The organism is Cupriavidus sp. 05T313 (assembly GCF_056396665.1).
On the sequence record NZ_JBFTLX010000026.1, the window covers coordinates 15,702 to 40,315 of the forward strand.

The window sequence follows — 24,614 nt, forward strand, 5'->3', positions numbered from 1 at the left end:
TGCGGCAGAGACCCGGCCAGTCCTTGAATCTGGATACTAAACCCAATGAAATCAAGCCTTTGTCTCTTTTCCTTGGGTTCGCCAACTCCTATTCTTAAGTCAGGTTGCGCATGCCACCGCGATCGGCGCGCATGCCGGCTAACGGCTTGCTTGCGGAGGCGGCCATGAACGAAGACACGCGGATTGCACCTATCGATCGAATCGTCTATTCGCGCCGGCACGGATCCACCGGCACCCTTATCGGCCACAACGCGCGGCGGCGCCGCCTGATTCAGGCCGCCGGGGCAACCGCGCTCGCTGCGGGCCTTGGCCCCTTTGTGCTGCCACGTCGGGCGCGGGCGGCCAAACACACCTTGAAGATCCTCCAGTGGAACCATTTCGTACCGGGCTACGACAAGTGGTTCGACAACACCTACGTGAAGGAATGGGGCCAGCGCAACGATACCGAGGTCATCGTCGATCACGTGGGAATCCCCGCGTTGGCCACGCGGGCCGCGGCCGAGGTTTCCGCGCAAAAAGGGCACGACCTGTTCATGTTCCTGTCGCCGCCCCCGGTGTACGAGGAGCAGGTCATCGATCACCGCGAGATCTACGAGGAATGCCAGCGCAAGCATGGCAGGCCGGTCGAGCTGGCGATCAAGAGTACGTATAACCCGAAGACGAAGAAGTACTTCGGCTTTTCCGACAGCTTCGTGCCGGACCCGATCAACTATCGCAAGGACCTTTGGGACGACGTTGGCATGGCCGCGCCCGATAACTGGCTGGATGTCCTTGCAGCGGGCAGGAAGATCAAGCAGAAACGCAATATTCCGGTCGGCATTGGCTTGTCCGCGGAACTCGACACCGCGATGGCGATGCGGGCCATCCTCTATGCATTCGGCGGCTCGGTGCAGGATGAGCGCCATACCGTGGTGCTGAACTCGAAGAATACGCTGGAGGCAGTCAAGTTCGTCAAGGCGCTGTACCAGGAAACCATGACGGCGGAGGTCTTGGCGTGGGACCCGTCGTCCAATAACCGAGCCATGCTCGCAGGCAAGATCTCGCTTTGCCTGAACGCGATTTCCATCACCCGCGAAGGCGAGAACAAGAACCTGCCGGTCACGTCGGACATCTGGCTCACGCAGGCCTTGCAAGGGCCGGTGCGGCGCATCGGCCTGGAGCATGTGATGGATTGCTACGTGATCTGGAAGTTCGCCGAGAACATTGCGGGCGCCAGGAAGTTCCTGGTGGACTATATCGACCACTTCCGCGAGGGCTTCCTTGGTAGCGAGTTCTACAACTTCCCGTGCTTCCCGGGCACGGTGCCGGACCTGCAGAAGCTGATCGCCGACGACCCCAAGGCCAGGCCGCGCGACAAGTACAAAGTACTGGGCAGCCTGAGGAATCAGGCCACCAACGTCGGCTTCCCTGGCTATGCCAACGCGGCCACCGACGAGATCTTCAATACATGGGTGCTCAACACCATGTTCGCCAAGGCCGCCACTGGCGACGAAACGCCGGAGAATGCCATCCGCGCCGCGGATGCGACCTGCAAGCGGATCTTCGCCAAGTGGCGGGAAAAAGGGCTGGTATGAGCCGCCGCCCCCGCCGGGCCGGCGGTGTCGGGACGGGCGTGGGCCGATGAGCCATGGCCACGGTGGAGACCCGCTCGCTCACCAAGCGCTTCGACGGCGGCAACGCCGTCGACGGCATCAGCCTTGCCGTGCGCGAGGCCGAGTTCCTGGTGCTGCTGGGCCCGTCTGGCTCGGGCAAGACCACCTTGCTGCGCCTGATCGCCGGGTTGGAAGCGCCCACCTCCGGCGACATCCTGGTGGGCGGCCGTGTCGTCACCGGGCTGCCGCCGCGCGCGCACAACATGGCAATGGTGTTCCAGAGCTACGCGCTCTATCCGCACCTGAGCGTGGCCGGCAACATCGCCTTCCCGCTGCAGGCGCAGCGCATGCCGCGCGAGGCGATCGCGCGCAAGGTGAACTGGGCCGCGGCGCTGTTCGGCATCGGCCACCTGCTGGCGCGAAAGCCGCGCCAGCTCTCCGGCGGCGAGCGCCAGCGGGTGGCGCTGGCGCGCGCGGTGGTGCGCGATCCGGTGGCCTTCCTGCTGGACGAGCCGCTCTCCAATCTGGACGCCAAGCTCAGGACTTCCGCGCGCGAGGAATTGCAGCAGTTGCAGCGGCGCCTGGCGGCCACCACGATCTACGTGACGCACGACCAGATCGAGGCGCTGGCGCTGGGCGACCGGGTCGCCATCCTCGACCACGGCCGCGTGCACCAGATCGGCACGCCGCAGCAAGTGTACGAGCACCCGGCCGATACGTTCGTGGCCAGGTTCATCGGCTCGCCGCCGATGAACCTGGTCGATACGGATGCGGTGGTGACGGGCTTCCGGCCGGAGCACTTCCTGCCGCGCGGTGTCTACGGCGACGATGAAATGCTGGAACCCTTTCCGTTCCATGTCACCCGCATCGAAAACCTCGGTTCCGACCGGCTGGTGTACGGCTTGCTGGAGCCACCGCTGCCGCCCGCCAAGGTCATCTCGCGGATTCCCTGCACGGTCACCTTCCCGCTGGAGACCGGTGCGCGCTACCCGTTCGTGGTGCGGCATGCCGACCTGAGGCGCTTTGATCCGCGTTCCGGCGCCAGCGTGAGCGCGGCGCCGTCAGGGAGGCCCGCATGAGCGCCCGGTCTTCCGCCGCGCTTGCGCCACAGGCCGGCGGCTGGCATGTGCTGGAGGGCGAGCGCTGGCTCGGCGCCCTGATGCTGGCGCCGGCACTCATCTACATCGCGCTGCTGCTCGGCTTTCCCTTCCTGCTGTCGATCTACTACAGCCTGTCCGACATCACCGTGGGCAGCCGCGCCATGCATTTCGTTGGCCTGGAGAATTTCCGGCGCATCGTGCAGACCCCCACCTTCTGGCGCTCGCTCGGCAATGCGCTTGTGTTCACGCTGGTGTCCCAGGCGCTGGTGGTGATTCTGGCCAAGATCCTGGCGTTGGCACTGCTGCGCGACTTTCGCGGCAAATGGCTGGTGCGGCTGCTGATCCTGCTGCCGTGGGTGGCGCCGATCTCGCTGGGTTCGATCGGCTGGCTGTGGATCTTCGATCCGGTCTACAGCATCATCAACTGGACGCTGCGCGCGCTCGGCCTGCTCGGCCCGAATACCTGGCCGGTCTGGCTGGGCCAGCCGGACCTGGCGATGGCGTCGGTGATCCTGGTGGATGTCTGGCGCCTGCTGCCGCTGGCCACGGTCATCATCCTGGCCGGCCTGCATGGCATCCCGCAGGATATCCACGACGCCGCCGCCATGGATGGCGCCGGTTTCTGGCGCCACCTGTTCCGCATCAATATCCCGCTGGTGATGCCGATCATGCTGGTGGCGCTTCTGTTCGGCATCGTGTTTACGCTCACCGACATGATCATCATCTTCGTGCTGACGCGTGGCGGGCCTTACGACACCACGCAGGTGCTGGCCAGCCTGGCATTTTTCACCGGCATCCAGGGCGGCGACCTGGCCGAGGGCGCGGCGATTTCGCTGTTCCTGTTCCCGCTGCTGGTAGCGGTGGTGGCCCTGCTGCTGACCGTCGCCAACCGCGCGGAGGTAGCCTGACATGCGTGCCGATGCAAATCGCTGGCAGCACCGTGGCGCGCGCTGGGGCGCACGCTTCGGCCATGTCGCCATCCTTGCCGTCTTCGCGGGGTTCTGTGCTTTTCCCTTCTACTGGATGCTGATCACCACCTTCAAGGATGTCCACGACCTGATCAACACCGCCAACAACCCCTTCCTGTTCAACCAGCCGCCCACCCTGGACAACCTGCGCGTGCTGTTCCTGGAGACCCAGTACCTGCGCTGGATCGCCAATACGCTGCTGGTGGGCGCGATGGTGGTGGCCATCACCCTGCTGCTGGCGGTGCCCGCCGGCTACAGCCTGGCCCGGCTGGCAGGCAGCCGCGGACGGCAACTGGCGATCGCCATCTTCCTGACTTACCTGATCCCGCCCACCATCCTGTTCATTCCCTTCTCCCGCATCATCGGCGCGCTCGGACTGCAGGATTCGCTGTGGTCGCTGGTGCTGRTGTACCCGAGTTTCACGGTGCCGTTCTGCACCTGGCTGATGATGGGTTTCTTCAAGGCGGTGCCGCGCGATATCGAAGAGGCGGCGATGATGGACGGGCTGAGCCGCTTCGGCGCCTTCCTGAAGGTGGTGGTGCCGCTGTCGTCGGCCGGCATCCTGACGGTGGTCATATTCACGCTGACGCTGGTGATGCAGGAATTCGTCTATGCCCTCACCTTTATCACCAGTTCGTCGCAGTACACCGTCAGCGTTGGCGTGCCGACCTTCCTGGTGCGCGGGGACGTCTATTTCTGGGGCTCCCTGATGGGCGCCTGCCTGGTCGTCAGCGTGCCGGTGGCGGTGCTCTACAACCTGTTCGTCGACCGCTTTGTCGCGGGCTTTACCGTGGGCGCGGTGAAGTGAACGGGCTTGGCGGTGGGCGGTGCCGAGCGCCCGATGCGCAGCCTTTGCGCTTCGAGAAGCCGGGCAGTGTCGAGCGCTGATCCTCGGCCAGCGCAGATGCCATGAGCACTAGCCACCGCCTCGAACTCGGTTACAATCGCGCCATGTTTCGCGCAGACCGCCCCTCCTTCTTCCGGGGAGTCCTGCTGCTGTTGCTGTTCGCAATGCAGCTCCTGACCCCGCTTCTGCACGGCCATCTCGGAACCCCGAAACTCCATGGCCTGCATGTGCACACGGCGCTGYAAGGTGCGGTTAATTCCTATTCTCCTTCCGCTTCGCCCAACGCTTCCGCTGCCCACGATGGCAGCGCGCTGGTCGCGGTCGAGCCGCTGGAGGTCGATGTACAGACCGCCATCGGCCCCATTGCCTTTACCCTCCACGTACAGGCCGCCGATGTGCTCGTCGGCGTGGTCTTCGCGTTCCTGCTGTTTGCGGCGCTGCCCTTGCCGGCACCCCGGCGCCTGCCCTGGCGCGAACGCACGCCGCCCCGATGGCGTGGCGGCGATAGCAGGCCGCCTCCGGCGCACGCTCCTCCCTTCGCCTCCTGATTCCCCCGCCGGCCACGCCGGCGGTGCACGCTCGCGCGCCTGACCGGGACCGGTCAAGGCGCGCCGGGCGCTTCCATCCTGCTTTGGAGTCAGGCATGTTTTCCCGTCGCATGTTGTTCGTTGGCGCATTGCTTGCGTCAGCGCTGTTTCCCGTCGGCATGGCGCGCGCGCAGGCGCTGGCCTTGTCCGATGCCCAGGCCCGCGCGCTCGGCGTGCGGTTCGAGCCGGTCGCCAGTGCCGCGCAGGTTGAGATTGGCGCCAGCGGGCGCGTGGTGCTCAAGCCCGATGCGCAGTACGTGGTGGCCGCGCCTTATCCCGGCATGGTCGCGCGCGTGCTGGTGGCGATCGGCCAGCCGGTGCGTGCCGGCCAGGCGCTTGCCACCTTTGCCAGCCCGCAGTTGTTCGAGGCGGGGCGTGCGCTGGCCGAAGCGCGCTCGCAGGCCAACCTGGCGCGGCTCGCGCTGGCGCGGGACCGCAGCTTGCATGAAGACGGCATCATCCCCGGCAGCCGCTGGCAAGCCACGCAGGCGCGCGCCGCAGAGGCGGCGGCAATGGTGCGCGCCCGCGAGGCCGAGATGGGCGCCGCGGGCATCGTGTTCGCCAGTGGCTCTGGCGAACCCCAACTGGTGGCCGGCCGCGCCGGGCTGATCGCCGAGGTGAACGCGGTGCCCGGCACGCGCGTGGACGGCGCGGCGCCGTTGTTCCGCATCGTCGATCCCACCGCGCTGGAGCTTGACCTGCTGGTCGGCCGCGACATGCCGGCCCCCACTGGCGGCGAGCGCGTGGAAGTGCGCCAGCGCGGCGCCACCGGCAAGGTGGCCGGCGTGGTGCCGGCGAGCGACGGCACCGCCGCCGTGCGCGTGCGCGCGGCGCTGGACCAACGCGGCAGCCTGCAGGCCGGCGAAAGCGTGAATGTGATCGTGCACTTGCGTAGCGCGCCCGACGCCACCGGCGCGGGCCGCGCGCGGGTACCGGCTGCCGCGCTGACGTACTGGCGCGGCACACCCGGCGTGTTCGTGGCGAACAAGGCCGGCGTGCGCTACCAGACCGTGGTGGTCGAGGCCGTGGACGATGCCGCGGCGACCGTGCGGGCCGCGCTGCCGGCCGGCACGCGGGTTGCGGTCGGCGGCGTGGGCGCGCTCAAGGGCATGCTGGCGGGAGGTCAGTGATGCTCGCCGGCCTGATTGAATTCTCCCTGCGCCAGCGGGCGCTGGTGCTGATTGCCGCCTGCGTGCTGGCGGTGGCCGGCGCGTGGGCATACCTGAAGTTGCCCATCGATGCCTTCCCGGACATCTCGCCCACCCAGGTCAAGGTCATCCTGAAGATTCCCGGCATGACGCCGGAGGAAGTGGAGCAGCGCGTCTCCACGCCGGTCGAGCAGGAACTGCTTGGCATTCCGCACAAGACCATCGTCCGCTCGGTATCGAAGTACGGCATCAGCGACGTGACGGTCGATTTCGAGGAGGGCGTGGACAGTTACTGGGCCCGCCAGCAGGTGTCCGAGCGGCTGTCCGGACTGATGCGCGATTTGCCGCCCAACGCCATCGGCGGGCTGGCGCCGATCACCACGCCGCTGGGCGAGATGTTCATGTTCACAGTGGAAGGCGATGGCTTCTCGCTCGCCGAGCGGCGCCGCGTGCTCGACTGGGTGATCCGCCCGGCCTTGCGGACGGTGCCTGGCGTGGCCGACGTCAACGCGCTGGGCGGCGCGGTGCGCAGCTACGAAGTCATCCCCGACCCGGCGCGGCTGCGCGCCCGCGCGGTCACGCTGGAGCAACTGCGCCAGGCGCTCGACGCCAACAACCGCAACGATGGCGCGGGCCGGGTGGAGCAGGGCGACGAGAACTGGGTGGTGCGCGTGGAAGGCGGCGTGCGCGGCGTGGAAGACTTGCGGCAGATCGTCATCGATGCGCCCGGCGCGCGCAATGGCATGCCGCTGGTGACGGTGGGCGATGTGGCCACCGTCAGGCTCGGCGTGGCCACGCGCAACGGCGCGGTCAGCAAGGACGGCCGTGGCGAAGCGGTCGAGGGGCTGGTGCTGGGCTTGCGCGGCGCCGATGCCCGCCAGCTGGTCACCGCCGTGCAGGCCAGGCTGGACGAGCTGGCGCCCCAGCTGCCCAAGGGCATGTCCACGCACGTGTTCTACAACCGCGGCGAACTGGTCACCCGTGCCGCCAATACCGTGGTGCGCGCGCTGATTGAAGCCAGCCTGCTGGTGGTGGTGACGCTGTACCTGTTTCTCGGCGGCCTGCGCGCGGCGCTGGTGGTGGCGGCCACCCTGCCGCTGTCGATGCTGGCAACCTTCCTGCTGATGCGCTACGTGGGCCTGAGCGCCAACCTGATGAGCCTCGGCGGCCTGGCGATTGCGCTTGGCATGCTGGTGGACGCGGCGGTGGTGGTGGTGGAGAACATCGAGTCCGCCCTGGCGCGGGCGCACGGCCACAAGAGCGATCCGTCGCTGCGTGGCGCGGTGATCCGCCATGCCGTTGCCAGCGTGGCGCCGCCGATGCTGGCCGGTGTGTCGATCATCGCCATCGTATTCCTGCCGCTGTTGTCGCTGCAGGGCCTGGAGGGCAAGCTGTTCGGGCCGGTGGCGCTGACCATCGTGCTGGCGCTGGCGTCGTCGGTGGTGATCGCGTTCACCGTGGTGCCTGCGCTGGCATCGATGCTGCTGCGCGCGCATGCCGACGAGGCGCCGTACCTGATGCGCAAGGTGGCGAGCGGGTTTGCCCGGCTGCAGGACTGGAGCGCGCAGCATCGCCGCATCGTCTTTGCCGCGGCGGGCGCGGCGCTGGCCCTGGCGGTGGCGCTCTACCTGTCGGTGGGCAAAACCTTCATGCCCACCATGGACGAGGGCGACCTGATCGTGCAGTTGCAAAAGGCGCCGTCGGTCTCGCTGGCCACTTCGGTGGACCTGGACCTGCGGGTGCAGCAGGCGCTGCTGGCCGAGGTGCCGGAGATCCGCTCGATCGTGGCGCGCTCCGGCTCGGACGACCTTGGCCTGGACCCGATGGGGCTGAACGAGACCGACACTTTCCTGGTGCTAAAGCCAAAGGACCAGTGGCGCGGCAGCAAGGAAGATATCGCCACCGCCATCCGCCACGTCATGGAACGCTTCCCGGGCGTGGTGTACGGCTTCACCCAACCCATCGAGATGCGCGTGTCGGAAATGCTGACCGGCACGCGCGGCGACGTGGCGATCAAGGTGTTCGGCAACGATCTCGGCGCCATCGACACGGCCGCGCAGGCCATCGCAGCGCGCGTGCGCAAGATCGCCGGCGCGGCGGAAGTCATCGCGCCCAGCAACGAGGGCGTGCAGTACCTCACGCTCGCGCTGGACCGCGCGGCCGTCGGTCGCGCGGGGCTTTCCGGCGACGCGCTGCAGGCGTTGCTGCGCGCGCAGGTGGAAGGCGAGCGCATTGGCATCGTGCCGGAGGGCACCGTGCGCACGCCGCTGATCCTGCGGGGCGGCGAAAGCCTGCGGCAGACGCCGGAGATGTTCACCAGCCTGCAGGTGACGGCACCGGATGGCACGCCCTGGCCGCTCACCTCGTTGGCGCAGGTGCGGCGCGTGGAAGGGCCGGTGCGGATCAACCATGAAGACGGCGGACGCTTCGCGGTGATCCAGGTCAGCGTGGAAGGGCGCGACCTGACCGGCTTCGTGCAGGAGGCGCAAGCCGCCGTGGCTGGCCTGGCCGGGCTGCCCAAGGGGCTGCGCGTGGTTTGGGGCGGGCAGTTCGAGAACCAGCAGCGCGCCGCCGCGCGTCTTGCGCTGGTGGTGCCGCTCGCGCTGGGCGCCATCTTCCTGCTGCTGATGCTGACCTTCCGCTCGATCCGGCAGGCGGCGCTGGTGATTGCCAATATCCCGTTCGCGCTGGTGGGCGGCATCGCCGCGCTGCGGGTGGCGGGCGAATACCTCTCGGTGCCTGCCTCGGTGGGCTTTATCGCGCTGCTTGGCATTGCCGTGCTCAACGGTGTGGTGCTGGTCTCGCATTTCAACACCTTGCTGGAGGAGGGGCGGCCAGTGGCGGAGGCAGTGCGCACTGGCGTGCGCGACCGCTTGCGGCCGGTGCTGATGACCGCCTGCATCACCGCGCTGGGCATGATCCCGCTGCTGCTGGCGACCGGGCCGGGCTCGGAGATCCAGCGTCCGCTGGCCATCGTCGTCTCGGGCGGGCTGGTGAGTGCCACCGCGCTGACCTYGCTGCTGTTACCGCTCTTGTTCGAGCGCTACGGCGTGGCGCGTTCGCGTGAGGAAAACCAGGGCCGCATGGAACAAGGAGAGGGGCAATGAAGAGCGCAACCAGGAGCGCGAAGGGCGCAACGAAGGGCGCAATGCGCGGGATTGCCGCCGCTTCGGCATTCGCCGTGGCAACGGCCGTCTCCCTGATGGCCGCAACCGGCGGCATGACGAGTACCGCGTGGGCGCAGGCGATCCGGCCGGCCGAAGCCGGCATCTTGCCTCCGGAAGCCGCCGTGCGCGAGGCGGTCGGCCAGTCCCCCGACGTGCAGATGGCCGAAGCGCACCGCGACGCGGTGCTGGCCCGCGCGGACGGCATCCGTGCCGGCACCGCCGAGGCCGTGGTGCGCGCCATCGGGCAGGGCCGGCAGGTGCGGGAGCCGTCCGAGCGGTATGCCGAAGGGCAACTGGCGCTGGAGCGCCCGCTGCGGTTATGGGGCAAGGCCGATGCCGATGGCGCGCTGGCCGATGCGACCGTGCAGTCCGGCCAGCTCGCCGTGATGGATGCGCGCCATGAGGTCTCGCGGCAGATCCTGTCGCTGTGGTTCGCGGCGCTGCGCGCGCAGCAGGCAAGGGTCGCGGCGCAGGGCAACGACAGCCTGGCCGCGGAGTTGGCGAGCGTGACCGCGCGGCGCGTACAGGCAGGCGATGCGGCGCGCATGGATCACGAACTCTTGCTGGCCGAGCGCTCCCGCACGGCTGCCGCGCTGGCTAGCGCGCGGGCGGCCGAGGCAGCGGCGCAAGCCGAGCTGCGGGCGCGCTTTCCGGGGCTTGGCGTGCCCGGCGGCCTGCCTGCGGAGGTGCGCCTGCAGGCCTTGCCGGACGATTCCGCCGACGCGCTGCGCATCCGCTATGTGGAGGACAGCCACGAGTTCCGCCTTGCTCAGTCCGAGGAGATGCAGGCGCAGCGGCAGGCCCGGCGCACCGACCTGGAGCGCAAGCCCGACCCGACCGTGGGCGTGTTCTTCACGGTCGAGCGCGGCGGCGCGGAGCGGATTGCCGGTGTGAGCATCGCCATGCCGCTGGGCTCGGCGCACCGGCGCGCGTCGGCGGTGGCGGCCGCCGCCGACGCGGAGGCAGCGGCCCGCCGCCGCCTGTCGGTGGAGCGCCGGATCGGTGCGGAGTTCGAGGTGCAGTATCGCGGGCTGGAAGGCAAGCGGGCCGCGGCCATGGCCCAGTCCGAGGCGCTGGCGCTGCAGCGCAGCGCCGCCGCGCGCACCGGGCGGGCCTACAAGGCGGGCGAAACCGGCTTGAGCGAACTTCTGATCATCCGGCGCGCGCTGGCCGACACCACGCTGGCCGAACGGGTGGCCATGGTCGACGCGCTGGAAGCGGACAGCCGGCTGCGGCTGGACCTGCACCGGATGTGGGATTTCGACGACTGAGGCGCGGGGCGCCCACTAACGGCGACGCGCGGTGGGCGCGTCGCCCGCGGCCCCGGCACTGGCCAGCAGGCCGCGCAGGAAGACCATGAGCATGCGGCCCGTGGGGTCGGGATGCGTCGTGGTCCGTTGCAGCGCAAGCCCATGCGCAAGCGCCATGAAGCTGGCGGCCAGCTCTTCCGGTGCAGCCGGCGGTATGCGGCCAAGGTGCCGGAACAGCCGTTCGATCAGGCGGCCGAGTTCCGCACGGTGCGTTTCCCAGACGGTGCGATATGCGCCGGCGAACGCCGGGCTGCGATTGGCGTGCATTTGCAGCTCGATCGAGAGCATGGCCCAGTCCGTCTCCGCGTTGAGCGTCGCGGCCCAGGCATCCAGGCCCGCGAGCACCTCGCCGCCCGGGCGTTCCGCGGTATCGAACACCATGGCAAGCTGCCGCGCCTCGGCTTCCATATGGCCGCGCAGCAGATCGAGCAGCAGCGCCTCCTTGTCAGGAAAGTTCGAGTAGAACGCACCCTGCGAATAGCCAGCTTCCTCCGCGATATCCCGGATCGACGTGCCGCCGAAGCCGCGCTGCACGAATAGCCGCCGTGCTGCATCGAGCAGGCGTTCGCGGGTTTGCGCCTGGCTTTGCTCGCGGCTTAGCCGCTTTCGTGGGGTGGGTTGGTTCATTGGCGTGGCGGGTGGTGATAGCGATAGCCATTGATGTTGGGAATTCAACTGCTATGATAACGGATATCAATTGATATCTGAATTCGCAATGAACGTCGAAATGCAGGGGCTGCCATGAATTTGAATACCGCTTTCGTTACCGGGGCCACCGGTTTGCTGGGCAACAACCTCGTGCGCGCGCTGCTTGGCCGCGGCGTGGCCGTCAAGGCGCTCGTCCGTTCGCCGGAAAAAGGACAGCAGCAATTCGCCGGCCTGGCCGGCGTCGAACTTGTGGTTGGCGACATGGAGAACGTTCCCGCTTTCGTGCCGGCCCTGCGCGGCTGCGACGTGGTGTTCCATACCGCGGCCTTCTTCCGCGACAACTACAAGGGCGGCAGCCACTGGGAAACGCTCAGGCGCATCAATGTCGATGGCACGGCCGCCCTGATCGGGCAAGCCTATGCCGCTGGTGTCCGGCGCTTCGTGCAGACCTCGTCCATTGCCGTGCTGAACGGCGCGCCGGGCGCGGTGATCGATGAGACCAACGATCGCGATCCCGCCGAGGCGGACGACTACTATCGCAGCAAGATCCTGGCGGACCGCGCGGTACAGGACTTTCTCAAGGCAACCCCTGACATGCACGCCACCTTCGTGCTGCCCGGCTGGATGTGGGGGCCGGGCGATATCGGCCCGACTTCCGCCGGCCAGGTGGCGCTCGACACGGTGCTGGCCAAGCTGCCGGGACTGGTTCCAGGGAGTTTCTCCGTGGTCGATGCCCGCGACGTCGCGCTGGCGCAGATCGCCGCCGCGCAGCGCGGCCGGCGTGGCGAGCGCTATCTCGCGGCGGGCCGGCATATGACGATGCGCGAGCTGATTCCGCTGATCGGCCGCGTCGCCGGTGTGCCAACGCCGGCGCGCGCGCTACCGCTGCCTCTGCTGTATGCGCTCGCCGGCGTACAAGAGATCTACGCGCGCCTGAGCGGCAAGCCGGTCCTGCTCAGCCTGGCCACCGTGCGGCTGATGGTGAGTGAAGCGGACCGGACCCGTTTCAGCCACGCCAAGAGCGAGCGCGAGCTGGGCCTGGGATTCAGGCCGGTCGAGGAAACGGTGCGCGATGTCATCTCCTGGTACCGGGGGCACGGCTGGCTGCCCGCCGGACATGGCGCGCTGATTCGCTAGCGGGTACGCCGCAGGCGGCTGCGCTATTCACAATTTCGCTTGCGCTTCCCGCTCGAGCAACTCGCGCTTGCGCTCCACGCCCCAGCGGTAGCCGGACAGGTTGCCATCGCTGCGCACCACGCGATGGCAGGGAATCGCCACGGCGAGATGGTTGGCGCCGCAAGCCTGCGCCACCGCGCGCACGGCCTTGGGTGCGCCGATGCGCGCGGCGATCTCGGCGTAGCTGGCGGTCGTGCCGGCAGGAATTTCCCGCAGCGCTTGCCACACGCGCTCCTGGAACGCCGTGCCGCGGACATCCAGCGGCAGGTCCAGGCCCAGCGACGGCGCTTCGATCAGGCCGACCACCCGCGCGATCCATTGCTCGAAGCCGGCATCGCCGCCAATCAGGTTGGCCTTGGGAAACTGGTCCTGCAACTCGCGCGCCAGCGCGTCGGGGTCGTCGCCCAGCAGGATCGCGCACACGCCACGCTCGCTGCGCGCGACCAGGATCGAGCCGAGCGAGCACTCTCCGACGGCAAAGCGGATGTCGGTATTGGCGCCACCCGCGCGGTACCGGCTTGCCGTCATGCCAAGCATCTGGTCCGAGGCCTCATAGAAGCGGCTGTTGGAGTTGAAGCCCGCGTCGTAGATGGCTTCGGTGACGGAGCCGCCGCGGCCGAGCTGCGTGCGCAGCTTGCGCGCGCGGTGCGCGTCGGCGTAGGCCTTCGGCGTGAGGCCGGTGACCGCCCTGAAGACACGGTGGAAGTGATAGGGGCTCAGGCCGGACTGCGCGGCGAGCGTGTCCAGCGTGGGCGGACTGTCCGCGCGTTCGATGGCCCGGCAGGCCCCGGCGACGAGGGCGGCGTGCTGCGCGGCAACCGCAGCCTGATCTGCCGCCGCGCGCTGGCTCGGGCGGTAGCCGGCCGCTTCGGCGGCCTCGGGCGTGTCGAAGAATTCCACGTTCTCCGGACGCGGCAGGCGAGACGGGCTGCCGGGCCGGCAGTAGATGCCGGTGGTCTTCACGGCATAGACGAAATCGCCATCGGCAGCCGGGTCGCGGGCGAGCACGCGTGCCCAGCGCGGGTCGCGTTCGGCGGAGGTCAGCGGGATTTCCATGGTGGTCCTCGTGCTGGGTGTCTGGTGGCGTTTCATGGGTTCACTGTATGCCGGTGGAGCGGGCTGCGCACTCCGGCTCTTGCGGTCAAATTCCGCGGGTGGATTCCGCGTTACCCCTACAGGGCATCATGGAAGATGATCCCCACCGTATGCCGCTGGCCCGAGCGCAGGCGGCTGACGCCGTGGCGCAGCTTGACCCGGTAGCTGCCGCGCGTGCCTTGCACCGGGCGCTGGTTGACCGCGAACACCACCGCGTCGCCCTTGCGCAGCGGCACCACCTCGGCGCGGGACTGCATGCGCGGGCGCTGTTCCGTCAGCACGAATTCGCCGCCGGTAAAGTCCTGGCCCGGCTCGGAGAGCAGGATGGCTGCCTGGATCGGGAAGACGTGTTCGCCGTACAGGTCCTGGTGCAGGCAGTTGTAGTCGTCCGGGCCGTACTGGAGGATCAGCGGGGTGGGGCGTGTCTGGCCGGCTGCGTGGCAGCGTTTCAGGAAATCGGCGTGCCGGGCGGGGTAGYGGGTGTCGATGGCCATGGCTTGGTTCCAGCGGTTGGCTATCGGGACGAGGTGGGGATATAGCGCGCCGCGCAGGCTTTCGATCAGGGCAGGCAGGGGGTAGCTGAAATACTTGTATTCGCCTTGGCCGAAGCCGTGGCGGCTCATTACCACGCGGGAGCGGAAGGGCGTGTCGAGGGGGTAAAGGGCCGCGAGCGTATCGCACGCGTTGGGGGCGAGCAGGTTTGCCATGACGGCGTAGCCGTGGTGGTCCAGGTTCTGYGCGATGGCGTCCCAGTCCAGGGTCTCCAGGGTCTCTACGCGCGGGGTGGCCTCTTCAATGGTATTCGCGCTGCGGGTTGCCGTTGCCTGGCTTGCTTTCATGCTGCGGCCTTTCGTGGTTCGTGTCGATGCAACGAACTTTAGAGGAGGATCCCGGCGGCATCACTCCGTGTCTTGCTGTTGAATTCTCTTGTTCGTGCATGCTCTCCCCGCGCCTGGCGCCCGGATGTGCGCCGCCCGCTGCCCTGCCAGTTCGCCGCGCTTGCTTTTGGCTCCCACTCGCCTATGATCTCGTGAATCGTTTTAGTAAACCGTTTTACTGAAACGCTTAATACCAAGTTGCCCGGCCCTGCTCATGATGGAGTCTTACGACGTGTGTAATGCTTTTCGCCGCAAGATCATGAAGTCCTCGCTGGCGCTTGCCGCGGGTTCCGCGCTGCCGCGCGTTGCGATGGGCGCCGATGCGCCGGTGGTGCTGCGCTGTTCCTCGGCCATGCCGGTGGACCAGAGTTCGGCCCAATACCTGTGGTTCGAGCGCTTCCGCGAATGCTTGCGCGCGGCGGTGGGCGAGCGCATCCGTGTCGATTATTTTCCGAACGGGCAGTTGGGCAAGGAGGCCGATGTGGTGCAGCAGGTGCGCCTGGGCTCGATCGACATGATGGTCACCGGCAGTTCGATCTGGGCCACCGCATTGCCTGAGCTGGCACTGCTTGACCTGGGCTATCTGTTCGACGGCTGGACGCACCTGGCGCGCGCGCTGGATGGCGGCGTGGCCGCGCGGTTCGATGCCATGCTGCGCGAGCGTACCGGTTGCCGCGTGATCGGATGGGGCGCCTTCTTCAACGCGCGCAGCGTCTATACCCGCCATCCGGTGACCTCGCTGGCGGCGCTTCAGAAGGTGAAGCTGCGCGTGCTGCCCACGCAGATCTTTGTCGACACCTTTCGCTTGATGGGCGCCATTCCCACGCCGATTCCCTTCAACGAGGTCTATACGGCGGTACAGACCGGCGTGGTGGCGGGCTTCGAGCACGACGCCGCCAGCGTGCTGGCCAACAAGCTCAATGAGGTGGTCGGGCATTGCTGGCTGACCGAGCACCTGTTCAGTGCCAGCGTTGCCGTGCTGGGCAAGCGGGCATGGGAAAAGCTGCCGCTCGAGCTGCAGGCGCCGCTGTTGCAGGCGGCCGCGCAGGCCAGCGCCTACCAGCGCGAGGTGGCGCCGCAGCGTGGCCAGCGGGCCATGGATGCGCTGCGCCAGCTCGGGTTGGCCTTTCATCCCATGCGCGCCGCGGAGCGGGAGTCGGTCCGCTCTCGCATGCAGGCGCAGCTATGGCCGGGATTCACCGCCAGCTATCCGGCTACCCGGCCGCTGCTGGCGGCGATCGAAGCCGCGCGCGCCTGAGCAGCATGGGCGTGCCATCTTGTCTTTGCGCGCAAGGCGCGGCGGTATGAGCGCGAACCCGCTGGACGATGCCGCGGGCGTCGCCGCACGCGCCCCCGATGGGCGAGCCGGCAGCGTGCCGGGCCGCCTGTCCAGGCTGGCCGAATACCTCTGCGCGGCAGCGCTGGCCGCCGACGTATTGCTGGTGTGCGCATCGGTAATCTGCCGCTACCTGCTGCACGCGCCGCTGGAGTGGGCCGAGGATGCGGCGCGGCTGTTGATGGCGGTACTTGTGTTCTTCGGCGCCGGCACGGTGCTGGCGCGCGGCCGGCATCCCGGCTTCGAGGTCTTTCGCAACCGGCTGCCGGGCAGGTGGCATTCTCTTGCCACGCGGCTGTGCGCGTGGATGATCGCGGCGGTGTCGGTCATGCTGTTCGCTTCATCGGTGCTGCTGCTGCTCGACGCGCGCAACGTCAGCACGCCGCTGGGCCTGCCGCAGTGGCTCCATGTCTTGCCGGCTTGCCTGGGCAGCCTGTACCTGAGCGCGATCGCGCTCGCCAATGCACTGAGGGGGGGCCGTGCCAGGTGGCTGGCCTTGTTGCTGGCGACGTTGCTGTGCGCCGCAGTGTGGGCGTGGAACACGCTGTCCGGCACGGTGGCCGGCAGCGGCTGGCAGGTTCCGCCGTGGCTGCTGCTGGCCGTGGGTTTTGCCGGCGGCATGCTGCTGGGCATGCCGATTGCCTTCGTGCTGGGGCTGGCCGCGCTGCTGTATTTCCTGGCAGAGCCGTCGCTGCCGCTGATCGTCTATTCGCAGCAGGTGCTATCCGGCATGGATCATTTCGTGCTGCTGGCGATCCCCTTCTTCGTGCTGGCGGGCCTGCTGATGGAGGTCAACGGCATGTCGGCGCGGCTGGTCGAGTTGCTGGTGCTGGCCTTCGGCCGCGTGCGCGGTGCCATGAACCTGATCGCCATCGTGGCGACGGCGGTCTTCTCCGGGGTGTCCGGCTCCAAGCTGGCGGACATTGCCGCGGTGGGCGGCATTGTGGTGCCGGCGGTGCGCCGCACGCGGCAGGATGCCAACGAAACCGCGGCGGTGCTCGCCAGTTCCGCCGTGATGGCGGAGACCATCGCCCCGTGCATCAACCTGATCCTGATGGGTTTTGTCGCAAACATCTCCATTGGTGGCCTGTTCCTGGCCGGCGTGGTCCCGGCCGCGGTGATGACGCTCGGCCTGATCGTCCTCGCCGTGGCCCGCGGCAGCCGCATCGATCCCGCCCTGGCCTTTCCGGTGCGCAAGTCCAGGCGCAAGCTGGCCGGCGGCGCGCTGGCCACCCTGCTGATGATCGCGATGATCGGCAAGGGCGTGACATCGGGCATGGCTACTTCGACCGAGGTGTCCGCCTTTGCGGTGGTCTACGCGTTGCTGGTGGGGGTGCTGGTGTTCCGCGAGCTCGATGTGCGCGCCGTGGTGCGCCTGTTCGCGCGGGCCGCGGCCATGACCGGCAGCATCCTGTTCGTGATCGCGACGGCATCGAGCCTGGCATTCGCGCTGTCGATCCAGCAACTTCCCGGCCTGCTCCAGCACGCCATGACCGGGCTGGCGGTGCAATACGGCAGTACCGCCTTCCTGCTGGTGTCGGTGCTGCTGACGATCGTGTTTGGCACCATCCTGGAGGGCGCGCCGGCGCTCATCCTTTTTGGTCCGCTGCTGGCGCCCATTGCCGGGCAGGCCGGCGTGCATCCGCTACACTTCGGCACTGTGATGGTGATCGCCATGGGGTTCGGCCTGTTCATGCCGCCACTGGGCCTGGGGCTGTTCGCCACCTGCGCGATGACCGGCACGCGCATGGAGCAGGTCGCCGGGCCGATGCTGAAGTACCTGGCGCTGCTGTTGCTGATTTTGCTGCTGTTGGTCCTGATGCCATCGCTCACGCTATGGCTACCCCGCCTGATGAAGCTGGCATGAGAACCCGATAATGGCAACCATACAAGACGTCGCCAGACTGGCAAACGTGTCCGTGAGCTCCGTTTCCAACGTGCTCAACGGACGCACCGAACGGCTCAATCCCGCCACCTTCGAGCGGGTGCAGGAGGCGATCCGCACGCTCGGCTTCCGCCCCAGCCAGGTTGCGCGCCAGCTCAAGACCGGGCAGACGCCCATGCTGGGCCTGCTGGTGCCTTCCACCGCCAATCCGATGTACGGCCAGCTCGCGCTGAAGATCGAGGCCGAAGCGCAGCGCCAGACCGGCTATCGCGTGCTGCTGGGCAACACCAACCGCGACCGGGAGCAGGAGTCGCGCATGCTCGACGACCTGCTCTCGTTTGGCGTGCACGGCGTGATCATCGTCTCGTCGCTGACCGACGAGCAGCATTTCGAGCCGGCGACCCGCCAGGGGCTGGCGATGGTGAGCTACGACGGCGGCGCCGATCCCAACATGCCTGCGCGCATCGACCATATCGCGCCCGACAACTTCCAGGCAGGCCACCTGGCCGCCTCGCACCTGATCGCCCTTGGCCACCGGCACATCGCATTCGTCATGCCCGCCGGGCGCACCGTCAGCCGCGCGAGCAAGATTGCCGGCTTCGAGGCCGCGGCAACAGAGGCCGGGATCGCGGAAACGGCAGAGGTGATAGAGTGCCCGCCCGCCGCGCACTATGGCGATGCCGAACTGGCCGAACTGGGCCAGGTCCTGGCCGCGCGGCTGGCGCGCACCACGGCGCGCCCGACCGGGCTGATCGCGGTCAACGACATGATGGCGATCGGGCTGATGTCGGGCTTGCACCAGGCCGGTTTGTCGGTGCCGGCCGACGTTTCAGTGATTGGCATGGACGATATCGGCATGTGCTCGTACACCAATCCCGCGCTCACATCGGTGGCCATGCCTTTTGGCGACATGGCGGAGGCCATGGTGCGCCGGGTCATGCTGCGGCTGGCGCAACCCGGCCTGGCGCCGATTCGCCTGTGTTTCCCCAGCGGCCTGGTGGTGCGCCAGTCCACCGCGCCGCCGCCTGCCGTCAACCGCGTGGCCGGCGCGCCGACCCGAAGGCGAGGCTGACCCGTGCATTGCAGCCCGTGGCGGCCGGGGGGGAGCCCGCCGCCAGGGGCTGGTGGTGACGCGCACGGCGTGCGCGTGATGGTGTTGGAATGATCTGTATCGTGGAGGAGCGAGAGATGGTGCCCGACAAACCGGAACGCCGGCTGGCAGGACCGGCCAGAACCTATATCGAGGCGGGATACGCCATTGAAGTGGATATCCTGCAAGTGGAGGACGGAAGCTGGGGATCGCTCGTCCGCCTGTCAAAGCTGGCCGACGGCCTGGTGCCCGCCGCGCACTTCATGCTCAACCGCACATTCGAGGACCGCGCCATGGCGTTTTCCTACACACTGGCGCTGACGCGCGCATGCGTAACGCAGTTCGCACCGGCCGCGGCGACCACGATCGCCGAGTTGCTCAGGTCCGGCAACGGCGGGGGGGCCGACACGGCTGACGAATAGGGAGCAGGCCGCGGCGAGAGGCTATTCAGGACGATTTCGACGAGGCGCAAAGCAGATGAGACGACCGGAATGACATAGCGCCGGCCCTGGCCGGCGCCTGGCGTCCGGATGACGATCGCGACGGCACGCGCGGCCATTACCTGGCTGAGCGGCACGTTGCGGCAAGTGCGGAAGGGGGGCCCACCAGGCAATCAGGGGGGCAGCATGGAAAACACCGCGGTGTTCGCAAGGCAGGAACTGGACACTTATTTTGCTTCGTATGTCGGCATGGAGGGCGGGAATCCGCGGGGTTCGGTCTGGTTCTGCGACAGGAGTCCGAATCCCTGGTCCGAGCACCTGAAAGCGCCGCTCGAGCCCCGCATGGCGCCGTTGTCGTGGGACCGCGCGTTTCGTGAAGCGCATCGGGGCAGCATGGGCAAATGGCTTAGTCACCAGCGCATTGCCCGCATCATGGCCGCCGCCCGCGCCGAGGTGCTGGGCCTTCGCGATGCCGATGCCGACTGGAAGTCGTATTACGAGCACTGCCTGTATTCGTCCTGCGGCGCCGAGTTCAAGCTCAACCTGTTTCCCGTGCCCGTGCAGCTCGATGGCCTGACCCCCTGGTCCAGGGTGTTCCGCGGCCAGCCCGAACTGGTGCCCAAGGAGCGTTACCTGGACCTGTGCCGGTACGGCGGACGCTTCCGCTTCCTGGCCGAGATGTGCGCGCGCTGGCGGCCAAAGGTGGTGGTGTGCCTGGGCCATCGGCACACCGAGGATTTTGTCAGTGCATTCGCGCTGGACGGCGCGGCGGTGCAAGAGCGGCAGTTGCAGCCCGCCGACCTGGTGAAATCCCTGCGCGTGTTCACGCGCGACGACAGCACCTGGATTATCTGCCCGGCACTGGCCGGCCCCTCCGGCCTGACCTCCGACGTGCTCCTCAGTGCTTTTGGCAAAGTGCTTGCCGCCATGCTCGATCCGGCCGACTTCGCTCCGGCGAGCGAGGCGCGCCAGGCAGCGGATGTTCGCCCGTGGCCGCAGCCCGAGGCGCACCTGGGCCCGCCTGGCTGACAACGCCTGTCAGCCGATGCTCAGGCGCCATCGCGCGGGCAGTGATTTCCGGCGCTCGAAATGCGGCATGCCCGCGGGGACCCATGCCACGCATACCGCATCCTACAATCCATGGGTGTCGCTTTCGTGGACCTGGAGCTGAGATGAATCAGGAGCTTTCCCATGCGGGCTCCGCGGTAGCCGCGCCTGCCGCCGGGCCGTGGAGTCCCTTGCGCAACAAGGTGTTCCGGGCCATCTGGCTGGCCACGCTGGCGTCCAATATCGGTACCTGGATGCATGATGTCGGCGCCGGCTGGATGATGACGTCGGTCAGCCAGTCGCCACTGATGGTGGCGCTCGTGCAGGCGGCCACGACGCTGCCGATGTTCCTGTTCGCCCTGCCGTCCGGCGTGCTGGCCGATATCGTGGACCGGCGCAAGTACCTGCTGTTCGCGCAAGCCTGGATGCTGGTGGTGGCGGCGGCGCTTGGCCTGCTGGCGCTGGCCGGGCTGGTAACGCCCGCGGTGTTGCTGGCCGCCACTTTCCTGTTGGGCATTGGCGCGGCGATGAGCGCGCCGCCGTTCCAGGCCATTGTGCCGGACCTGGTGCCCAAGCCGGCGCTGCAGTCGGCGGTGGCGCTCAACTCGCTGGGGGTGAACATCAGCAGGGCGATCGGGCCCGCGCTGGGCGGCGTCGTGCTGACGCTGTTCGGGCCGCCGGCGGTATTCCTGATCAACGCGGTGTCGGTGCTGGGGGTGCTGTGGGTGATCTACCGGTGGCAACCGGCGCCGCTCACGCGGCGCTTGCCGCCCGAGCATTTCCTCCCGGCCGTGCGGGCGGGCCTGCGCTACGTGCAGGCGGCGCCGGTGCTGCAGGTGGTGCTGGTCCGCGCGGTGGCCTTCTTTGTGTTCGGCAGTGCCGGCTGGGCGCTGTTGCCGCTGGTGGCGCGCAAAGGGCTGGCGGTGGGGCCGGGCGGCTACGGGCTGCTGCTGGCTTGCGTGGGGGCGGGGGCGATCGGCGGCGCCCTGGTGCTGCCGCGCCTGCGCCAACTGCTCTCGCCCGATCGGCTGGTGCTTGGCGCCAGCGTGATTTTCGCGCTGGTCTTGTTCGCCATGTCGGTCTTCAGGAGCTTCGCCTTGATCGCCGCCGTGCTGCTGTTCGCGGGCCTGGCCTGGATCGTCGTGCTGTCCGTGCTCAATGGCGGCGCGCAGCGCAGTTCGGCGGGCTGGGTGAAGGCACGGGCGCTGGCGGTCTACCTGGTGGTGTTCTTCGGCGCCATGGCGGCCGGCAGCGCGGTGTGGGGGCAGGTAGCCTCGCTCAAGGGGACGGACCTGGCGCTGCAGGTGGCCGGCTCGGGCATGCTGCTGGCCGCCGTGGCGGCCTTGCGCTGGCGTCTGGCCGATTCGCCGGACCTGGATCTCACGCCGTCGCCGCACGATGCCAGCGTGCCGCTTTCCGAAGAGACCGCCGACGATTGCGGGCCGGTGATGATCACCGTCGAGTACCGCACCGACCCGGCGGATGCCGCCGCGTTTCGCGCCGCTGCCCGCGAAATGCGGCGCGTGCGCCGGCGCGGCGGGGCGCTGTCGTGGGGCCTGTTCGAGGACATGGAAGCGCCCGGCCGCTACGTGGAAACGTTTGTGATCGAGTCGTGGCTGGAGCACCTGCGCCAGCACGAGCGCTTCAGCGCCAACGACAAGGCGATCCAGGCCCGCGTCCATGCCTTGCATCGCGGCCCGGCGCCGCCGCGGGTGCGGCACCTGGTTTCGCCGCCGTAACGGCTGCGTGCCGGCTCACGCAAGGCTAGGCACTCCCCGGCGTTGCGCCGGTTTCGATGGCGACTTCCCACCAGGCCGGCAACAGGGCGCGCACCTCCGGCCGCGCGAAGCGGTCGTCGATCAGGTGCACCACGCCGCGGTCCGCCTCGGTGCGGATCACGCGCCCGGCCGCCTGCACGACTTTTTGCAAGCCGGGATAGAGGTAGCCGTACTCGTAGCCGCAGCCGAATGCCGACTGCATCCTGCGCATGGTCAGTTCATTGACCGGGTTGACCTGCGGCAAGCCRAGCGTGGCGATAAAGGCGCCGATGAGCCGGTCCCCCGGCAGGTCGATGCCCTCCGCGAAGGAGCCGCCAAGCACCGCGAAACCGATGGCGCAGGTTCCGGGCGCAAAGGCCGCCAGGAACTCGGCCTGCTCGGCCTCGGTCATGGCGCGCGACTGCCGGCGCACGGCAATATCCGGGCAGCGCTGCTCAAAGGCGTCCGCCACTTGCCGCAGGTAATCGTGGCTGCTGAAGAATGCGAGGTAGTTGCCCGGACGCGCCCTGTACTGCGCGCCCAGCAGGTCCACGATGGGGCGCACGGAGCGCTCGCGGTCGCGGTAGCGCGTGGAAATATTGCCGGCGATACGCACCGCCAGCTGGTCGGCGCGGAAGGGCGACTGCACTTCCAGCCAGACCGTGTTGCGTGGCAGGCCCAGCGTGTCGCTGACAAAGCGCGCGGGGGTCAGCGTGGCGGAGAACAGCGTGGTGGCATGGGCCGCCGCGAACCGGGGCGCCAGGAAGGCCGCGGGGATGAGGTTGCGCACGGCAAGGCGGCCCTTGCCTGTCTTGCTCCGGGCGGGGCGCGTCGCGGATTCGGCGGCGCCAGCCTCCTTGCTGATATCGAAGACCGAATGCGCGTCGAGCGACTCGGCCAGGCGGCAGAAGTGCAGGGCATCGAAATAGAAGCGCTGCAGCGCCGGGCCCACGCTTTCCGGCGCTTCGGTGAGCTGGTCCAGGATGGCCGATGCCGTGCGCTCCAGCGCCGCGATAAACGGGCCGGGAATTTCCGGGTGCGCGGCATAGGCGCTCTCCTGCGCCTTCRCCAGCAGGTTCCACTGGCCGGAGAGCCGGCGCAGCGCGCTGGCGAGCGGCCTTGGCGCGCCGCGCCGCAGTTCGGGCAGCACCGCGGGATCCAGCTCCGCCGAGTACATCTTGCGCGCCCGCTCCAGCAGGTTGTGCGCCTCGTCGACCAGCACGCCGACGCGCCAGTCGTTGGCGGTGGTCATGCCATGCAGCATGGCGGCGCGGTCGAAGTAGTAGTTGTAGTCGCCGATCACGAGATCCGCCCAGCGCGCCATTTCCTGGCCCAGGTAGTACGGGCAGATATCGTGGCTGAGCGCGATCTGCCGCAAGGCTGCGCGATCGAGCAGGGCCTGCCCGGCGGCGTCCTGCCGTGCTGCCGGCAGGCGGTCGTAGAACCCGCGCGCGAGCGGGCACGATTCGCCGTGGCAGGCGCGGTCCGGCTGCTCGCAGGCCTTGTCGCGCGCGGTCAGCTCCAGCACCCGCAGGCGCAGGCCGGCGTTACCGTCGCGCAGTCCCCGCGCGGCGTCCAGCGCCATCTGGCGGCCGGTGGTCTTGGCGGTCAGGTAGAACACCTTGTCGATCTGCCCCTGGGGTACCGCCTTGAGCATGGAGAACAAGGTGCCTGCTGTCTTGCCGGTGCCGGTAGGGGCCTGCGCCAGCAGGCAGCGGCCCGAGCGTGCGGCGCGATAGACGGCTTCGGCCAGGTCACGCTGCCCGCGCCGGAACGAGGCATGGGGAAAGGCCATGCCTTGCAGCGCCTGGTCGCGCGCCGCGCGATGCGCGCTCTCCTGCAAGGCCCAGTTGACGAAGCGCTCGCACTTCTCTTCGAAGAAAGCCAGGAGTTGCCCGGCCCCGAAGTGCTCGCTGAAGCCCGACTCCTGCCGGCTCGCCACGTCGAAATAGACCACGCCCACCTGCATGCCGGCGAGTCCGAGCTTTTCGCATAGCAGCCAGGCATAGATCTTCGCCTGGGCCAGGTGCAATTGCCGATGGTTCTCGGGCAGCGCGGTCCAATCGCCGCGCACCGTCTTGATTTCTTCCAGCAGGTTCCGGTCGGGATCGTAGCCATCGGCGCGCCCGCGCACCCGCAGGTTCCTGAACTCGCCCTGCAGGCTGATCTCGGACTGGTACGCGGCGCCGCGCCGCGACTGCACCAGGGCATGGGCGGCCATGCCGTCGGCGGCGGTAGGCGAAGGCGTGAAGCGCACGTCGAGATCGCCTTGCTTGGCGGTGAATTCACACAAGGCACGCACGGCGACGGTGTACGTCATCGGCCTCGCTCCTGTGTCGGAGGCGCGGCGGGCGGGCTCGGCAAGGAGGCAACTCCCGGTGTAGGGGATGACGCACTTGGTAGGGGAAATCACGGGATGAACATGCTGCTGCGGCGAACTGTATGAATATACAGTACCGGGGTGGGGCCGGCCGGCATCTCGCCTAATCTGGCTGCGCTGCCCAAACCGTGTCACAATTTTGCATCCCGCGCATCCCGGCCAC

General features: G+C 68.3%; 19 protein-coding genes. 15 read left to right on the top strand and 4 right to left on the bottom strand.

Going from position 1 to position 24,614, the window contains the following annotated elements; translation table 11 throughout:
* Nucleotides 1-164 precede the first annotated feature (164 nt).
* The 8 genes from AC1DKD_RS08895 (at nucleotide 165) to AC1DKD_RS08930 (ending at nucleotide 10,680) form a co-directional block, all read left to right on the top strand.
* Nucleotides 165-1,574, top strand: a complete 1,410-nt coding sequence (locus tag AC1DKD_RS08895; protein WP_441627554.1) for an ABC transporter substrate-binding protein — start codon at nucleotides 165-167, stop codon at nucleotides 1,572-1,574.
* A 53-nt stretch (nucleotides 1,575-1,627) separates the two neighbouring features.
* A complete protein-coding gene (locus AC1DKD_RS08900) occupies nucleotides 1,628-2,671 on the top strand; it encodes an ABC transporter ATP-binding protein (RefSeq protein WP_477111325.1) in 1,044 nt (347 codons plus the stop codon).
* On the top strand, nucleotides 2,668-3,600 hold the full coding sequence (locus tag AC1DKD_RS08905; RefSeq protein ID WP_441627550.1) for a carbohydrate ABC transporter permease: 933 nt from the start codon (nucleotides 2,668-2,670) through the stop codon (nucleotides 3,598-3,600). The genes AC1DKD_RS08900 and AC1DKD_RS08905 overlap by 4 nt, the downstream gene beginning before the upstream one ends.
* A 1-nt stretch (nucleotide 3,601) precedes the next feature.
* A complete protein-coding gene (locus AC1DKD_RS08910; RefSeq protein ID WP_477143188.1) occupies nucleotides 3,602-4,468 on the top strand; it encodes a carbohydrate ABC transporter permease in 867 nt (288 codons plus the stop codon).
* A gap of 101 nt (nucleotides 4,469-4,569) precedes the next feature.
* Nucleotides 4,570-5,055: a hypothetical protein gene (locus tag AC1DKD_RS08915; protein WP_477143189.1), complete on the top strand. Its 486-nt coding sequence runs from the start codon at nucleotides 4,570-4,572 to the stop codon at nucleotides 5,053-5,055.
* Nucleotides 5,056-5,150: 95 nt separating this feature from the next.
* Nucleotides 5,151-6,224 (top strand): efflux RND transporter periplasmic adaptor subunit, encoded by a 1,074-nt coding sequence (locus tag AC1DKD_RS08920; RefSeq protein WP_477111324.1) that lies wholly within the window; start codon nucleotides 5,151-5,153, stop codon nucleotides 6,222-6,224.
* The gene (locus tag AC1DKD_RS08925) at nucleotides 6,224-9,349 is read left to right on the top strand and encodes an efflux RND transporter permease subunit (protein ID WP_477143190.1); all 3,126 of its coding nucleotides are present in this window, start codon (nucleotides 6,224-6,226) and stop codon (nucleotides 9,347-9,349) included. Before AC1DKD_RS08920 ends, AC1DKD_RS08925 begins: the two co-directional genes overlap by 1 nt.
* A 113-nt stretch (nucleotides 9,350-9,462) precedes the next feature.
* On the top strand, nucleotides 9,463-10,680 hold the full coding sequence (locus AC1DKD_RS08930) for a TolC family protein (RefSeq protein WP_477102718.1): 1,218 nt from the start codon (nucleotides 9,463-9,465) through the stop codon (nucleotides 10,678-10,680).
* A gap of 15 nt (nucleotides 10,681-10,695) precedes the next feature.
* On the opposite strand, the gene AC1DKD_RS08935 is transcribed toward AC1DKD_RS08930, so the two are convergent.
* Nucleotides 10,696-11,346 carry a TetR/AcrR family transcriptional regulator gene (locus AC1DKD_RS08935; protein ID WP_441635373.1) on the bottom strand — a complete coding sequence of 217 codons (651 nt, stop codon included), beginning with the start codon at nucleotides 11,344-11,346 and terminating at the stop codon, nucleotides 10,696-10,698.
* A 114-nt stretch (nucleotides 11,347-11,460) separates the two neighbouring features.
* On the opposite strand from AC1DKD_RS08935, the gene AC1DKD_RS08940 reads away from it, so the two are divergent.
* A complete protein-coding gene (locus AC1DKD_RS08940; RefSeq protein WP_441635375.1) occupies nucleotides 11,461-12,504 on the top strand; it encodes an SDR family oxidoreductase in 1,044 nt (347 codons plus the stop codon).
* A 27-nt stretch (nucleotides 12,505-12,531) separates the two neighbouring features.
* On the opposite strand, the gene ada is transcribed toward AC1DKD_RS08940, so the two are convergent.
* Nucleotides 12,532-13,599 carry a bifunctional DNA-binding transcriptional regulator/O6-methylguanine-DNA methyltransferase Ada gene (gene ada / locus AC1DKD_RS08945; RefSeq protein WP_441635377.1) on the bottom strand — a complete coding sequence of 356 codons (1,068 nt, stop codon included), beginning with the start codon at nucleotides 13,597-13,599 and terminating at the stop codon, nucleotides 12,532-12,534.
* Between the two features lie 116 nt (nucleotides 13,600-13,715).
* Entirely contained in the window at nucleotides 13,716-14,477 is a 762-nt protein-coding gene (locus AC1DKD_RS08950; RefSeq protein ID WP_477143191.1) for a 2OG-Fe(II) oxygenase, read from the bottom strand.
* Between the two features lie 256 nt (nucleotides 14,478-14,733).
* Between AC1DKD_RS08950 and AC1DKD_RS08955 the strand changes: the two genes are divergently transcribed.
* From AC1DKD_RS08955 to AC1DKD_RS08980, 6 genes are all read left to right on the top strand, one after another.
* Nucleotides 14,734-15,774, top strand: coding sequence for a TRAP transporter substrate-binding protein (locus AC1DKD_RS08955; protein ID WP_441635404.1), 1,041 nt, complete (start codon nucleotides 14,734-14,736; stop codon nucleotides 15,772-15,774).
* A gap of 46 nt (nucleotides 15,775-15,820) precedes the next feature.
* A complete protein-coding gene (locus AC1DKD_RS08960; RefSeq protein ID WP_441635381.1) occupies nucleotides 15,821-17,719 on the top strand; it encodes a TRAP transporter large permease in 1,899 nt (632 codons plus the stop codon).
* A gap of 10 nt (nucleotides 17,720-17,729) precedes the next feature.
* Nucleotides 17,730-18,809 (top strand): LacI family DNA-binding transcriptional regulator, encoded by a 1,080-nt coding sequence (locus AC1DKD_RS08965; protein WP_441635383.1) that lies wholly within the window; start codon nucleotides 17,730-17,732, stop codon nucleotides 18,807-18,809.
* A 116-nt stretch (nucleotides 18,810-18,925) separates the two neighbouring features.
* Complete coding sequence (locus tag AC1DKD_RS08970; protein ID WP_441635385.1) at nucleotides 18,926-19,249, top strand: hypothetical protein; 324 nt, start codon at nucleotides 18,926-18,928, stop codon at nucleotides 19,247-19,249.
* Between the two features lie 204 nt (nucleotides 19,250-19,453).
* Nucleotides 19,454-20,296: a transcriptional regulator gene (locus AC1DKD_RS08975; protein WP_441635387.1), complete on the top strand. Its 843-nt coding sequence runs from the start codon at nucleotides 19,454-19,456 to the stop codon at nucleotides 20,294-20,296.
* Nucleotides 20,297-20,439: 143 nt separating this feature from the next.
* A complete protein-coding gene (locus tag AC1DKD_RS08980) occupies nucleotides 20,440-22,053 on the top strand; it encodes an MFS transporter (protein ID WP_441635389.1) in 1,614 nt (537 codons plus the stop codon).
* A gap of 25 nt (nucleotides 22,054-22,078) precedes the next feature.
* Here the strand turns inward: AC1DKD_RS08980 and AC1DKD_RS08985 are convergent, their stop codons facing one another.
* Nucleotides 22,079-24,391, bottom strand: coding sequence for a helicase C-terminal domain-containing protein (locus tag AC1DKD_RS08985; protein WP_477143192.1), 2,313 nt, complete (start codon nucleotides 24,389-24,391; stop codon nucleotides 22,079-22,081).
* Nucleotides 24,392-24,614: the final 223 nt, after the last annotated feature.

Coding starts and splice junctions, on each gene's coding strand:
- AC1DKD_RS08895 (WP_441627554.1), top strand. CDS start 165: ATGAACGAAGACACGCGGATTGCACCTATCGATCGAATCGTCTATTCG.
- AC1DKD_RS08900 (WP_477111325.1), top strand. CDS start 1,628: ATGGCCACGGTGGAGACCCGCTCGCTCACCAAGCGCTTCGACGGCGGC.
- AC1DKD_RS08905 (WP_441627550.1), top strand. CDS start 2,668: ATGAGCGCCCGGTCTTCCGCCGCGCTTGCGCCACAGGCCGGCGGCTGG.
- AC1DKD_RS08920 (WP_477111324.1), top strand. CDS start 5,151: ATGTTTTCCCGTCGCATGTTGTTCGTTGGCGCATTGCTTGCGTCAGCG.
- AC1DKD_RS08930 (WP_477102718.1), top strand. CDS start 9,463: ATGACGAGTACCGCGTGGGCGCAGGCGATCCGGCCGGCCGAAGCCGGC.
- AC1DKD_RS08935 (WP_441635373.1), bottom strand. CDS start 11,346: ATGAACCAACCCACCCCACGAAAGCGGCTAAGCCGCGAGCAAAGCCAG.
- AC1DKD_RS08940 (WP_441635375.1), top strand. CDS start 11,461: ATGAATTTGAATACCGCTTTCGTTACCGGGGCCACCGGTTTGCTGGGC.
- ada (WP_441635377.1), bottom strand. CDS start 13,599: ATGGAAATCCCGCTGACCTCCGCCGAACGCGACCCGCGCTGGGCACGC.
- AC1DKD_RS08955 (WP_441635404.1), top strand. CDS start 14,734: ATGGAGTCTTACGACGTGTGTAATGCTTTTCGCCGCAAGATCATGAAG.
- AC1DKD_RS08960 (WP_441635381.1), top strand. CDS start 15,821: ATGAGCGCGAACCCGCTGGACGATGCCGCGGGCGTCGCCGCACGCGCC.
- AC1DKD_RS08965 (WP_441635383.1), top strand. CDS start 17,730: ATGGCAACCATACAAGACGTCGCCAGACTGGCAAACGTGTCCGTGAGC.
- AC1DKD_RS08970 (WP_441635385.1), top strand. CDS start 18,926: ATGGTGCCCGACAAACCGGAACGCCGGCTGGCAGGACCGGCCAGAACC.
- AC1DKD_RS08975 (WP_441635387.1), top strand. CDS start 19,454: ATGGAAAACACCGCGGTGTTCGCAAGGCAGGAACTGGACACTTATTTT.
- AC1DKD_RS08980 (WP_441635389.1), top strand. CDS start 20,440: ATGAATCAGGAGCTTTCCCATGCGGGCTCCGCGGTAGCCGCGCCTGCC.